Raw genomic sequence first — 13,333 nt, 5'->3', positions numbered from 1 at the left:
TCTGCTGGGGTGGCAGCTTTGCCGTGGAATTAGTGGCAGCTTTCGCGTGGAATGGGTGGCAGACTTCGTCTGGAATCAGTGGCAACCTTGGTCTGGAATACGCAAGCACCCGGGATATCGTGGACGCCTTCAAGGAAATGTACGACGCCGACATCTCGGCCACTCTGGTGTCCAAGGTGACGGAGCGAGTGATCGATCAGGTTCACGAGTGGCAGAATCGCCCTGTTGATCCGATCTACCCCATCGTCTATCTGGACTGCATCGTTCTGAAAATTCGTCAGGACAAGAGGGTGATCAACAAGTCCCTATACCTGGCCCTGGGCATCAACATGGAAGGCCAGAAGGAGCTGCTAGGCCTCTGGCTGGCCGAGACCGAAGGCGCGAAGTTCTGGTTGTCGGTACTGACGGAACTGAAGAACCGTGGTCTGGAAGACATCCTGATCGCCTGCGTGGACGGCCTCAAGGGCTTCCCGGATGCCATTGCTGCTGAGTACCCTCAGACCAAGGTGCAGCTGTGCATCGTGCACATGGTTCGCAACTCGCTGCGCTACGTGTCCTGGAAGGACTACAAGGCCGTGACGGCCGATCTGAAACAGATCTACCAGTCTGCCTCGGAACACGAAGCCCGGCAGGCGTTGGAGGCCTTCGGGGAACGCTGGGACGGCCAGTACCCTCAGATCTCCCGATCCTGGCACAGCCACTGGGACAACCTGATCACCATCTTCGAGTATCCTCCGGCCATCCGGAAAGTGATCTACACCACCAATGCCATTGAGTCGCTGAACAGCGTCATCCGCAAAGCCACCAAGCGCCGCAAGCTGTTCCCCAGCGATGATTCGGCACTGAAAGTGGCCTTCCTGGCGATCCAGCAGGCCTCAAAGAAATGGACGATGCCGATCCGTGATTGGAAGCCGGCATTGAATCGCTTTATTATCGAATTCGGTGACCGTCTGGACGGTCACCTGTAATGGGATGGGCAGTTACACAGATTTATTTACAGGCTCACCTTCCAGATGCAGGGCGGGCTGATTGATCTTCCTGCTCCTTGCGCTGCGCAAACCGTAAATCTACCCAGCCTTCCGAAGCTAGTATGCTGCGTCGAATGTTCGCTCTTGTTTAGCTGACGTCCAGGAGCAGTCTTGGTCGCAAAGCGAACATGCAACTTAGAGATACCGCCCAAAATTTTCGGCGCGTTTACGCGTCCGTAGCATTTGAGTGTTATGCATGCTTACGCGTGTCAAAGATATGCCTACCGAATAGCTTCACGGAACATCCTACTTCCTTCCAACAATTGCAGTTTCAATATTTTTTATCGCGTTGTATCGGGTCACGAACATTGCCTTATCCGTGTTTACGTAGGCGTTTCTCGGATCGTCGTGTTCGGTGATGCTCAGTTTCTCGAAAAGATCTCTCAGGGACTGAGCCTCACTCGGAAGGAGAGGAACGACCTTCGTAAACTCACTGAACGCTGACACCTGTTGGCTCTTCTGCTTGAATTGATGCCTCTGTTTGTTAAATACGTGCGTATTCACAACCGCTTCGATAAGCCGGCGCATTTTTCCAGCCATGGACTCCTTCTGGTCTTTAGTAGGCTCTCCGGAAATGGCGAGAATGGTATCGATACCGGACTTCAAATCGTCAATGCTTTCGCTGTATTCATCCAGCGCAACGCAACTTTCTAGGACATAGACAGCCGTATGGCCATTTAATCCAGCTCTATTCATAGTTGTTTGTATCTGAACAAAAAATTCCCAATTATGGGTGAGAACAACGACCTGCCGAGCCGGATACTTTTGAATCAAATCGCGCAGACGATTGGAATAGTTACCAATGTAATTATAATCAAAGCTAGAGATTGGATCGTCAAAGACAATTACTTGCTGCTCACAGGTTTCTAGCTCCGCAAAGAACAGGGCAAGTGCGTGAATTCGTTGCTCGCCTTCGCTCAGTACAGCTTCGATTTTTTGACCAGCGACATGGTGATCTACTGTGACAGCTCCGTCACCACCGACATCTTTCAGCTCGACACCAAAGGCACTCATCTCTCTTTCAGCTAGCGCAAGATACTCATCGTTCAAGCGAGCCTTGAAATCTTCCACAACAAGCTCTTTGTGGGCCTTTTTGGCTGTGGAAGTGATTTTCCGTAGTACCGTCGCGAATGTCGGCAGATTTGAATCCCAATAATCAGCATTTTGTGAACGACGATATGCCTCCTTAATGAGATTAATATTCTCCGCGATTTCCTTTCTGTAAAGAAGAGCCTGGCAGTCTGTGGAAACTTCACTCAACTGCCGAAGAAGTTCGTCGCGGTCTTTCCGGGCGTTCTCGATTAGTCCTTCTTTCTCCTCGACGCTTCTCGAAACTTCATCGACGAAGGCTCGGAGCGAGGCTGCGGCAGCCTCGCCCGCCTGGTCGATTAAGTCTCCCTTCTTGAAGCGTTCTTTTATTACCTTACCGATAGACTTGATGGGCTCGATTCTCTCCGGCGGTAAGACGGAGTCCTTGGCCCAATTATCAGGCACAGAATCAGCAACCACTTTGAGGTTCTTATCTGCGGTTTCGATTACCTTTCGGAGTTGAGTGATGGCAGCATCCAGTTCTCCGGTAAGAAGATCGGCGTATTGCTTGAATAGCTCAAGCTCGTTTGCTTCCAACGCTTGTTTGCACAGTGGACACACTTCTGGCTCCGGTGAGTGGAGATTGCACACCTCATTGGCAGGCCGGATAAGTGCCATCAGTTTTTCTAAACTTGCACCTGTGGGAATTAGAGCTCTCGCCAGAACTTCCAGTTCTTCCTCTTTTTCCTTCAGAGTTCTAGCCTGAACAACCGGATCAATTTCGATAAGCATCTCGGATGCGATGAGAATTGGATGAATCTCCCCATCCAGGGCTTTCAGTGCAGAGAGCTCACCCTTGAGCAGCTTAAGCCCTTCTTCTGATGTCGCTTTTTCTAACTCCGCCTTCTTTTTGAGCTTCTCTTCAAGTTCGCCATCTTTCGTATAGGCTTCACCAGATTCTATCTGCGCTTTTAGCGTCGCAGTATTCTGACTACTCAAGGTAGCAAGTGCTGTTCCTGCAAATGTCGCAAACTTTGTGCGGACCTGGTTTTCTGTCCCTGCGAGTAGCGCTGCATTTTCATTTTGCATTCTTTGTAGCTCTGCACGCAGTTCCTCACAGTGTTTCTTAGCGGTTCCAAAGACATCTAATTTAAAGGGGGCGAGCTCAATAATCCTACCAGGTTGGACAGAGTTCTTGATGTTGTGAACAGCGACTCCCGAATCGAAGTACTTCAAAGCGCCCGCGCGGGAGCCGTAACTGCCGGGTGAACTCCAATTCTGAATAGTTGAATCTGACGTGAACTTGAAATCGAACGAAGGACTCGGCGCCGTTGTCGCACGAACGTCATGAAGTGGTCGTTTCGGTGCATCATTCGAAGCTAGTATCTGTAATGCATCACATAGACTAGATTTCCCGCTTCCATTTGCTCCGAAAACAATACTCACCCGCTTTGGAAACGAAGCCGCGAGCGAATCACCTAGGCGTTTGAAGCCGTGAAAAGGCCCAATAATCTCAAGCCGATCAGTGGTTATCGCTGCGGCCCCAGCAGGGGCTGCAACGGTCGGAGGCGCAGGTTGGCGGAGATAGCTTGCCCGTTTTGTAAAAAGCTGAACAAGGGTATCCAAGTCGAAAGGACTGAGAGTTGTTATTCCAGAAGCAGCCGCATCACAGATCATCTCCAGCCACGGGATACCCTCTGAATGCCCAAGATTGCGTAAGTATCCAATTGCGTCGGGATAAGTTGACATTTAGGTCCTTTTTACTAAATTGCATAACGCCTTGGCGTTGTCGCGTACCGGAGCGATAGCGTAGGTTCGACACCAGTCACTGGTTATGCTCTATCAGTTTGGATTCCAAGATTTAGCTCGAAACCTTTTTCGAAATTGAAGTGAAGTGGCGTGGTAATATTGCCCAGATACGTATATATACAGCGAGCCTTGTTGATAATGCCTCTGTCAGCTGAAAGTAGCGCATTGCAGTATGAAGCCATGCCAGTATGCTGACCATCAGACATTATATTTTTGATTTTCTCACGCTTCGCCAAGCCTTTGTCAGGGCTGATACCTATCATATTCAATACAATATGGGCACCACAGATCGCACCGTGTTGTGTATGCTGCACGCCCTCAATGCCGGGAATCGGCTCAAACCCAAAGAACTGATCTTTATTCACACTTGGAATTGCAGGTCCTATGAGGTTCCACACCTCATCGATAGGAGAGAACGTTTTTTCAATTCTTTTTCTCTCTTCACTCGAAACGCCTAAAGCTGCCCGTGTTTGGTCAATAGGGACACGATCTTTTAAGTGTTGCTCAACTACACCAGCCATTTCCTCAGAAACGGTATGTGCTTGGCTAATCAGATCATGCTTACGTTCGTCGTCAACCGCACTGGTTAGGCGATCAATCTCTTTCCGCAGCTGATCTGGAGTTTGTTGCAACTCATCAAAATTATCAGCTCCAAACGAGCGAATGAGGTATTCGATAGAGTGATCATTGGAGCCTTCAAACCCTGATATGGCTTCCAGATGCCTCTCGTACCTTTCATGGGGGTCAACGTAGTCTCTTAATCTAATATTCCCCACAGACTGGAAATCCTCGTTCAGGACATCACACACTTCAACAGCTTTCAGTACTTTCATGCCGTGCAGGGCATCGGTATTGCCGTTCCGATATATCTCATCGAGGTGAGCGTACGAGTAAACCCAAATGAAACGTTCTGGATCGACCATAGATATCTCTCCACAAGCGACATACCGAAAAACGTTCATATCGGCGTAAATAGTTGGCCGCTGTGTGACAAGATAGGAGTTCATAGTTAAATGCCCAATTCTTCTTCAAACATAATGCCAAAACGAAGCGGCGCGTTTCACGCGTCCGTCTTCCGTGATTTGTTAGGATATCATTCCGAAAATGCAGACTTTGAATGCATAGCCTCATACTTCTTGTATTCTTTTCCCCAACTAGTTTCGTTCAAGAAGTAGGACATCAAACGCTCCATTTCAACAGGCTCCGTTGATAGCACTTTAAACCTGGAATCCAGTGGTTTTCTTCGCGGAACCCGGTGCTCAAATAGCCCCGAAAGTAGCTTGTTCTGGGCTTCAATCTGTAAATCGATCACATAGCATCCGATCTCGTCCATGGCTCGCCGATATTCTTCTACAAGTCTCTCTAATTCTGAAAGCTGGTCAGCACTGACAGGTGATGCGGGAATCGGTCTAGGAGTTTTCGATGGTGCATCATGTGGGGGATCAGTTGGAAGGATGATGATGAAGCGATTAAAAAGCTCATTCGAAGCGTTTCGGGCATCATGATTAGCGGAGTTCAAGGCCGTTTGGAACAGCTCAATTTCCGGAAACACTATCGACCAAGCTTCAAATTCTTGAATCAACGCAATTAATGCATCATTAGCGGCACTGTGCAGATGTGAAAACTCAATCGCTCTCTCCCTTGGGAATGGGAGTGGTATGTTCTTTTTGATCGAATTTTGGAAAACCTCAATTCTCGATGGAACATTAACTGCGTACATCATGGCGGTGACATTGGTACGAGTAACATCCCTTAATCGCAAAGTAAGCGTTTTGTAGATTTCGACCTTCAACGCTTCTTGCGCATTTCTCTTCTGTAGCTCAAGCGAACTCCTGTGTTGTCGACCGATCTGCCATACCAAAACAATCGCACCTACAATGATGCCAATCAGCGTTAGCAAATGACCAAATAGATCAACCGAATTCGACTGAATCCAGTCCCACATGTCGCTTTCCTTTTATCCTAAAAGCAGTTGGGCAGCGCGCTTTATCATTGCAGAAATTTGACTGCGTCATTATTACTGACTTTGAACCATAAATCGCTCTGCACATAAATTGATAAAACAATAGCTTAGCCGAGCATGGCCATCTCTGCCATGTAATCATTTCGAGTCTGGAATTTGCTCTGCCAATCATACTGGGTGAAATGGCTGTGATTAGCTTGGAGGCGCTGGGGAAAGCCCTGCCCCGAATGTTCGCTTATGTTTAGGAGCACAGCCTGGTCGCAAAGCGAACGTTCAGGCAAATAGATTTTGGAATATGCGCAGTAGACGGGTAGGCACCCTGCGAATGATCGTGATAACCGGTAAAGACGTGATAGCAAGGTGCCAGGCTGAATCCTGGCACCTTGCTATCGGCGTTACTCACCAAGAGTTCGCTGTTTCCAGAGATAAAAGAGCACAGGAATCACCAGCAGCGCCAGAATGACAGCGGAAATCATACCGCCCACCATAGGTGCCGCAATCCGGCCCATCACCTCCGACCCTGTACCGGTGCCAATCATAATGGGCACAAGCCCCCCGATAATGGCGGCCGCCGTCATCATGATTGGCCGAACCCGCATACCGGCACCTTGTAGTACGGCATGGCGGAGGGTTTCTCGCCTTGGCGTCAGCCCTTTGTCATCACACGTTTCCAGCATTGCGTTATAAGCCTGATTCAAATACACCAGCATGATCACCCCAATCTCTACCGCAACGCCCGCCAGCGCAATGAAACCGACACCGACGGCTACCGAAAAATTATAACCAAGCAGATACATCAGCCAGATAGCACCGATCATCGCAAACGGTAGCGTGCCCATAATAATCCCCACTTCGGCAAAACGGCGGAAGTTAAGAAACAGCAGGATGACGATGATGGCCAGCGTTAACGGCACCACATAGGTCAGTTTTTCCTTCGCACGGAGCATGTACTCATACTGACCAGACCAGTTGATTGAATAACCGGGAGGTAGATCCAGCTCTTCACTCACGGTAACCATGGCCTGTTCAACATAGGTGCCTACGTCGACACCCTCAATATCCACAAAGGTCCAGCCGTTCAGGCGGGCATTCTCACTCTTAATGGCCGGCGGGCCATCCTCCACGCCGATCTCCGCCACATCTGCCAGGGCAATGCGCTGGCCGGATGCGGTCACGATGGGCAGTTGCTCCAGCTTCTCGGGCGAATCCCGGTAGTCTTCCGGATAACGAAGATTAATGGGATACCGCTCAAGTCCCTCGATGGTTCTGGAAACGTTGATTCCACCAATAGCGGAGGCCACTACCTGCTGAACATCAGCGATATTCAGCCCATAACGAGCGGCACGCTCACGATCAATATCCACCTTGATGTAGCGGCCCCCAGCGACTCGCTCAGAGTAAACGGAGGCTGTACCGGGGATGTCGACCATGACTTCCTCAAGGCGTTTACCGATGTTCTGGATGACGGTAAGGTCCGGACCGGCAATCTTGATGCCCACCGGCGTTTTAATACCCGTTGCCAGCATATCGATGCGCGTGATGATCGGCATAACCCAGGCATTGGTTACCCCCGGGAACCGAATCAGAGTATTGAGCTCCTGCTTCAGCTTTTCGGTGGTCATGCCTTCCCGCCATTGATCCCTCGGCTTGAGCTGGATGAAGGTCTCGATCATCGTCAATGGAGCCGGATCGGTAGCGGTATCCGCCCGCCCCACTTTGCCGAACACGGTTTCGACTTCGGGTACGGTGGCAATCAGCTTGTCCGTTTGCTGCAACAGTTCCCGAGCCTTACCAATGGAGATGCCCGGGTAGGTGGTGGGCATGTACATCAGGTCGCCTTCATCCAGTGGCGGGATGAATTCACTGCCGATTTTGGTGGCTGGCCAAAGGCCCACAGCCAATGCCAGCAACGCAACAATAACCGTCGTTTTCGGGAAGCGTAACACCAGCTTCAGCACCGGCATATAAACGCCAACCAGCAGGCGGTTCACGGGGTTCTTGTGCTCCGGCAGCACCTTGCCGCGAATGAAATAGCCCATCAGCACCGGCACCAGCGTCACCGCCAGGGCCGCACTCGCCGCCATGGCGTAGGTCTTGGTGAACGCCAGGGGCGAAAACATCCGCCCTTCCTGCGCCTCCAGGGCAAACACCGGCACAAAACTGACGGTAATGATCAGGAGCGAGAAAAACAGCGCGGGCCCGACCTCAGAGGCTGACCGTGCAACGACTTCCCATCGGTTCTCAGACGTTAACGGGGTTCGCTCCATGTGTTTGTGCATGTTCTCGATCATTACAATAGCACCATCAATCATGGCGCCGATGGCGATGGCAATCCCCCCGAGTGACATGATGTTGGCATTGATGCCTTGCCAGTGCATGACGATAAAGGCCGCCAGAATACCCACGGGGAGACTGAGAATCGCCACCAGCGACGAGCGCACGTGGAACAGGAAGACAATGCACACCAGGCCCACCACCAGAAACTCTTCAAGCAGCTTGAAGCCGAGATTATTGACCGCCCGCTCAATCAGACCAGAGCGATCGTAAACCGTCACCACCTCGACGCCTTCAGGCAAACTGGATTTCAGGTCTTCCAGTTTTGCCTTCACACCATTAATGGTTGCCTGAGCGTTCTCACCGAAGCGCATCACCACAACCCCGCCGACGGTTTCACCTTCCCCATTCAGTTCGGCAACCCCACGCCGCATCTGCGGGCCAACTTCAACGCTGGCCACATCTTTCAGCAATATGGGGGTACCGTTGTCATCGAGTCCTAATGGAATCGACAGAAGATCCTCACGGGACTTTATATAACCAGACGTGCGCACCATGTATTCCGCCTCGGCCATCTCGATGACGGAAGCGCCCACCTCCTGGTTGCCTCTCTTGATGGCGTTCTGGATGTGAGCCAGAGGAATTCCCAACGCCCTGAGTTTTTCCGGGCTGACCTTGACCTGGTACTGCTTCACCATTCCGCCTAGCGCGGCCACCTCAGAGACACCCGGGACCGTTTGCAGTTCGTACTTCAGGAACCAGTCCTGCAGGCTGCGCAACTGGCTTAGGTCCTGGTTCCCAGTGCGGTCTACCAACGCATACAGGTAAACCCAGCCAACTCCGGTAGCGTCTGGCCCGAGCTGAGGCCTTGCAGAGTCTGGCAGGCTGGGCGCAACCTGGGACAGGTATTCCAGTACCCGGGAGCGGGCCCAGTACATGTCGGTGTCTTCATCGAAGATCACGTAAACATAGGAGTCACCGAAGAACGAGTATCCCCTGACCGTTTTCGCGCCCGGTACCGAGAGCATGGCTGTCGTCAACGGGTAGGTCACCTGGTCTTCCACCACCTGCGGCGCCTGGCCCGGGAAACTGGTTTTGATAATGACCTGCACATCGGACAGATCCGGCAGAGCATCCACCGGCGTTTGTTTCAGCGAATAAAGGCCGAGCCCTGTGATAAGCAACGTCGCCAGCAACACCAGGAAGCGGTTACGAATAGACCAGTGAATAATAGCGGCAATCATGACTCGCCTCCGCCATGGCTCATGGTGCTGTGATCCATGCCTTCATGATCCACCCCCTGCTCATCCATATCCTGAGGCGAGGACATCCGTTGGAAGTCCGAGGTTTTGCTGGATTCCGAATCGATCAGGAACTGGGCGGATGTGACCACCGTGTCGCCTGGCGAGAGGCCATTGAGTATTTCCGCATACTTGTCGCCGACGCGCCCAACGGTCACGTTAACCGACTTAAAGGCGCCCTTTTCCATCGCCAGAACCAGTCGGTCGCTCAGTCCGGTGCGGATGACCGACTCCCGCGGCACCAGAAACTGCCGCTGTCCCCGTTCGCCCTGAACATCCAGGCGGGCGAACATACCTGGCATCAGGACGCCATCATCGTTATCAAAGCGCATCCGCACTTGCGCCGTCCGGGTTTTCGGGTTCACTTCGGGGTAGACGTAATCCACACTTCCACGCCATTCGCGACCGGGCATGTAATCCAATGTCATCTGCACCCGGTTACCGGCCTCTACGGCGGAAAGCTGGCTTTCAAACACTTCACCGATAACCCAGACCTCGTCCAGTGCGGCAATCGATAAGACCCGGTCTCCGGGCTTGATGAACATACCCTCACGAACATTCAGATTCTCGATCACCCCGGAACCCGGAGCGTAAACCGTCATGGTTCTCTGCACTTCGCGGTTTTGACGCAGTTGGCTGATCAGGCTAGCTGGTACATTCAGCGCCACCAATCGCTCGGTAGCAGCATCAACCAGTCTCTGATTGCCGCGGTTCATCGCCAGAAGCAGTTCTTCCTGCGCATTTACGAGGGTGGGCGAGTACAGCGTGTACAATGGCTTGCCTTGCTCAACAGGCTCGCCCTCGGCTTTTACATAGAGCGCTTCGATCCAGCCTTCAACACGAGGGTGCACGTGGGCCATCTCGTCTTCGTTGTACTGCACGTAGCCTACTGTAGTGACGTTGTTAGGCAGGCGTCCCTGAATCACCGGCTCCGTGCGGACCCCAAGGTTGTTCACGACCATTGGTGAAATACGGACCGTGCCGGCTGGATCCTCAGCCGACCCACCCTCCTCGTATACCGGGATCAGATCCATCCCCATCGGTGATTTTCCGGGTTTGTCACTTTTGAAATTGGGGTCCATCGGGGCTACCCAATACAGCGGCTCCTTTGGGCCTGCAGCTGCCATTTCAGCTGCAGGCGTCGAAGGAGCATCAGTATCAAGCCAGTACGTGGCCCCTGCACCGGCGAGACCGCCGAGCAATACAAAGCCCAAAGGGCGAGCAAAATTAGCCATGATGGTCAGTCCTGGTAACGATTCAGTGAAAAGGAAGGTATGTCGGAAGTGTCGGTCGTCAGATAACGGAAACTCGCCAGATTCTTGGCCCGCTCGGCTATCATCTGTATCAACTCAACCTGGGTATTAAGCTCTGCAATTCGTGCTCGCACCGCTTCGGCGAAGTCGCCATCATCGTTGTTGTAAGCCGTCAGTGCGGCGCTTGCCTGCTCTTCCATTTGCGGCAGCAGTGTCTGTTCATAGAGTTCTATGCGGTCATCAAGCCGTTCGATTCGGGCCACGGCAGCACGGGCTTTGGCCTGAAGTCCCTGGATCTGCAAAATACGCTCTGTTTTTGCCGCCTCCAGTCGCGCCAATGATGCATTCAGTTTTCGATCCTGCCGGTTGCTGGTAAAAATCGGGAGATCAAAACCAATGCCTACAGAAAACAGATCGGCCCTGTCCTGACCGTTTGGGGCCCGCTCCCGATAGCCGTATTGTGCAGATACAGACCACTCCGGTTTATAGGTCTGGCGAGCCAGGTCAACATCAACAGTCTGCGCATCAATCAACTGATCAGTGGCGCGGATTGACGGGTGACGGATCACAATCTCTGTGGAGGTTTCAGCCCAGCCCAGAGGAAACACTCTCAGCAGCTCATGGGGTACATCGTCCGTGACTGAAAGTTGGGCCTGGTCCAGGCCGATCCATTCTGCCAAAGCCTCGCGACTCGCTGCCTGCTGCGAATGCAGCGCCGTCAGCCGGTCCTCAAGTCGCGTCAGCTCCAGCGAGGCACGGATAACATCCTGCTGCCTGGAACCCATGGTTGCAGAGGTATACCCCGCCTCGGCGACGTCCTCTAACTGTTCAAACAACCCCCGGTTGCCTTCAATCAACCGGATGCTGCGCTCAGATCGCCAGACCTCAAGCCAAAGATGTGTCACCGTTTCCATGACCAGCGCCCGGCGGTTTTCGCGTCGAAAAGGCTGAACGCCTGCCATTTCCTCTTTTTTTGCGCTGGCCAACTGGCGGCTATTGCCTCGCGGAATTCGCTGGGTAAATCCAATGGTGGCCTGAGTCATTGCCTCCTGTCCGGTATCAAAAGTATCCGTGGGCAAATTCGCGGCACCAATCGTCATCCGGGGGTCCGGGAGTGCGCCATCGGCAATAGATTCTTCCAACAGAGCACTCTGCATCTGAACACTTTGGCGCAGCCAGGGATCATTCTCGATAGCCGCATCAATTGCGCCCGTCAATTCAAGTCTGGGTACCGCCCAACCGGGCAGACTGGTTAAAAGCAGAGCACCGAGGAAGGCCGGCTTTATAAGGCGAAGAAGAAGGGACAATTTTAAATCTCCATTGAATTATTTCTGAAACGCAATCTTATAGCGCTTATCTGAAACCAAACTGAATTACAGATCAAAATGGTTTAATTTGATTTATATCAAACCGCTGTTATTCCTGAATAAAATTACTTTTTTTGAATTCTTTATCTTAATTTCAGGATCAATTCAGAAACCGATGTTTTAATTAGCACATCAACCAATCAGGAGGTGTGATTATGAAAAATGTACTTATATTTGCAGCAGCAGTTACCGTTTCAACATCCGTGCTTGCCGGCAACATGTCAGACAGTAAGGACATGAAAGTTATGCACAACCAAATGATGGATAAATCATCTGTTGAAGAACTACTTCAGAATGAAGATATGCAGCGTTTACATAGAGAAATGACACGTTATGCGATGTCTGAAGGAGGTTTTGAGGCTCGCGTGCAAATGATGACGGATGAAGGCCGGGCTTATCATAAGGCGCTGAAGCAAAGCCAAAAAAATACCGCAAGGTAATCCTTGCGGTAAAGTCAACTCGTGGAGACACAAGCGTCGGCTGGCTCGGGCTTCAAGCAGTCGACGCCCTGATCACGCTCAAGTAAACCACAGAAACCTGAAACTGAACTGAATTTCTTGAACAGTTTAAGGTTATTAAGGAGAGCATCATGAATAAAATCATTATTGCTGCAGCAGCTGCCACTTTATTTTCTACCATGGCCACTGCCAATTCAGGATTGGCCGATCGGATTAATGAAGCGCGCACTTACCCGAACAAAACAGTCGACACGAAAACCATAATGAGGACCTGTATGAAAGACATGCAAGCTAAAAAAGATATGAACGGGCCCAATGTCAAACAGCAGGAAAGAAAATCAGGCAGAAATACAAACCTCAATTATACTGAATAAATCCAGTATGTCAGAGTAAAAACAGAAGTCGACTGTCTCTTATAGCGACAGTCGACTATTTAATAAATATTTCTCATTCAGAAATGATAATTTACTTCATTTCCACGATGCCTCTTCATTTGGCTCCCAGAGTCAACCATCCAAGAAACATCCATTTGACAACCAGTACCGTTATCAGTGGCATGAAAACCCATTGGGCAAGAGGTAGTATGCCGATGCCTGTCCATGTGACTACCGGCATTAACTCGCTATAATTCCATCTTAAACCTGCCGAACCATCCAGGCCTCCAGGTCCGGTTCCCAGGTCCAGTATTCGGTTTCGATACGCATGGTGAAACGGCCGTGGTTGCTGTCCGACCACAGGGTGGCCTCCATCCCCTCAATCAATGATTCCGCCGAGGGCGCACCACCCAGCGCACTGCCCGGAAAAACACTTAGAAAAGCCACCACCCATAAGCATTTCATACGCTGCCTCCT

10 protein-coding genes are annotated in these 13,333 nt (G+C 51.4%); 3 read left to right on the top strand and 7 right to left on the bottom strand.

The window, feature by feature from the left end; all coding sequences use genetic code 11:
• Window positions 1-968 (top strand): IS256 family transposase (locus tag J122_RS08040; RefSeq protein ID WP_227510130.1); only part of this gene is annotated, 968 nt, incomplete at its 5' end.
• Window positions 969-1,274: 306 nt separating this feature from the next.
• Here J122_RS08040 and J122_RS08035 read toward each other — a convergent pair.
• From J122_RS08035 to J122_RS08010, 6 genes are all read right to left on the bottom strand, one after another.
• A complete protein-coding gene (locus tag J122_RS08035) occupies window positions 1,275-3,806 on the bottom strand; it encodes an AAA family ATPase (RefSeq protein WP_058092326.1) in 2,532 nt (843 codons plus the stop codon).
• Window positions 3,807-3,889: 83 nt separating this feature from the next.
• On the bottom strand, window positions 3,890-4,789 hold the full coding sequence (locus J122_RS08030) for a hypothetical protein (RefSeq protein WP_227510129.1): 900 nt from the start codon (window positions 4,787-4,789) through the stop codon (window positions 3,890-3,892).
• 170 nt (window positions 4,790-4,959) lie between these two features.
• A complete protein-coding gene (locus J122_RS23640) occupies window positions 4,960-5,811 on the bottom strand; it encodes a hypothetical protein (protein ID WP_058092328.1) in 852 nt (283 codons plus the stop codon).
• Window positions 5,812-6,224: 413 nt separating this feature from the next.
• The gene (locus tag J122_RS08020) at window positions 6,225-9,347 is read right to left on the bottom strand and encodes an efflux RND transporter permease subunit (protein ID WP_061331762.1); all 3,123 of its coding nucleotides are present in this window, start codon (window positions 9,345-9,347) and stop codon (window positions 6,225-6,227) included.
• Window positions 9,344-10,639 (bottom strand): efflux RND transporter periplasmic adaptor subunit, encoded by a 1,296-nt coding sequence (locus J122_RS08015; RefSeq protein ID WP_061331761.1) that lies wholly within the window; start codon window positions 10,637-10,639, stop codon window positions 9,344-9,346. The genes J122_RS08020 and J122_RS08015 overlap by 4 nt, the downstream gene beginning before the upstream one ends.
• Before the next feature lie 5 nt (window positions 10,640-10,644).
• Window positions 10,645-11,874, bottom strand: a complete 1,230-nt coding sequence (locus J122_RS08010) for a TolC family protein (RefSeq protein WP_227510128.1) — start codon at window positions 11,872-11,874, stop codon at window positions 10,645-10,647.
• Between the two features lie 305 nt (window positions 11,875-12,179).
• Between J122_RS08010 and J122_RS08005 the strand changes: the two genes are divergently transcribed.
• On the top strand, window positions 12,180-12,464 hold the full coding sequence (locus J122_RS08005) for a hypothetical protein (RefSeq protein WP_061331759.1): 285 nt from the start codon (window positions 12,180-12,182) through the stop codon (window positions 12,462-12,464).
• A gap of 149 nt (window positions 12,465-12,613) precedes the next feature.
• Window positions 12,614-12,856, top strand: a complete 243-nt coding sequence (locus J122_RS23635) for a hypothetical protein (RefSeq protein ID WP_061331758.1) — start codon at window positions 12,614-12,616, stop codon at window positions 12,854-12,856.
• Between the two features lie 261 nt (window positions 12,857-13,117).
• On the opposite strand, the gene J122_RS07995 is transcribed toward J122_RS23635, so the two are convergent.
• Window positions 13,118-13,321: a hypothetical protein gene (locus J122_RS07995; RefSeq protein ID WP_022990665.1), complete on the bottom strand. Its 204-nt coding sequence runs from the start codon at window positions 13,319-13,321 to the stop codon at window positions 13,118-13,120.
• Window positions 13,322-13,333: the final 12 nt, after the last annotated feature.

The sequence above is a fragment of the Marinobacter excellens LAMA 842 genome, assembly GCF_001574445.1.
Taxonomy (GTDB): Bacteria; Pseudomonadota; Gammaproteobacteria; order Pseudomonadales; family Oleiphilaceae; genus Marinobacter; species Marinobacter shengliensis.
This window is presented reverse-complemented; position numbering and strand designations above follow the sequence as displayed.

Excerpts from the sequence above, each read along its gene's own strand:
- J122_RS08035 (WP_058092326.1), bottom strand. The coding sequence starts at position 3,806 with ATGTCAACTTATCCCGACGCAATTGGATACTTACGCAATCTTGGGCAT.
- J122_RS08030 (WP_227510129.1), bottom strand. The coding sequence starts at position 4,789 with ATGGTCGATCCAGAACGTTTCATTTGGGTTTACTCGTACGCTCACCTC.
- J122_RS23640 (WP_058092328.1), bottom strand. The coding sequence starts at position 5,811 with ATGTGGGACTGGATTCAGTCGAATTCGGTTGATCTATTTGGTCATTTG.
- J122_RS08020 (WP_061331762.1), bottom strand. The coding sequence starts at position 9,347 with ATGATTGCCGCTATTATTCACTGGTCTATTCGTAACCGCTTCCTGGTG.
- J122_RS08015 (WP_061331761.1), bottom strand. The coding sequence starts at position 10,639 with ATGGCTAATTTTGCTCGCCCTTTGGGCTTTGTATTGCTCGGCGGTCTC.
- J122_RS08005 (WP_061331759.1), top strand. The coding sequence starts at position 12,180 with ATGAAAAATGTACTTATATTTGCAGCAGCAGTTACCGTTTCAACATCC.
- J122_RS23635 (WP_061331758.1), top strand. The coding sequence starts at position 12,614 with ATGAATAAAATCATTATTGCTGCAGCAGCTGCCACTTTATTTTCTACC.
- J122_RS07995 (WP_022990665.1), bottom strand. The coding sequence starts at position 13,321 with ATGAAATGCTTATGGGTGGTGGCTTTTCTAAGTGTTTTTCCGGGCAGT.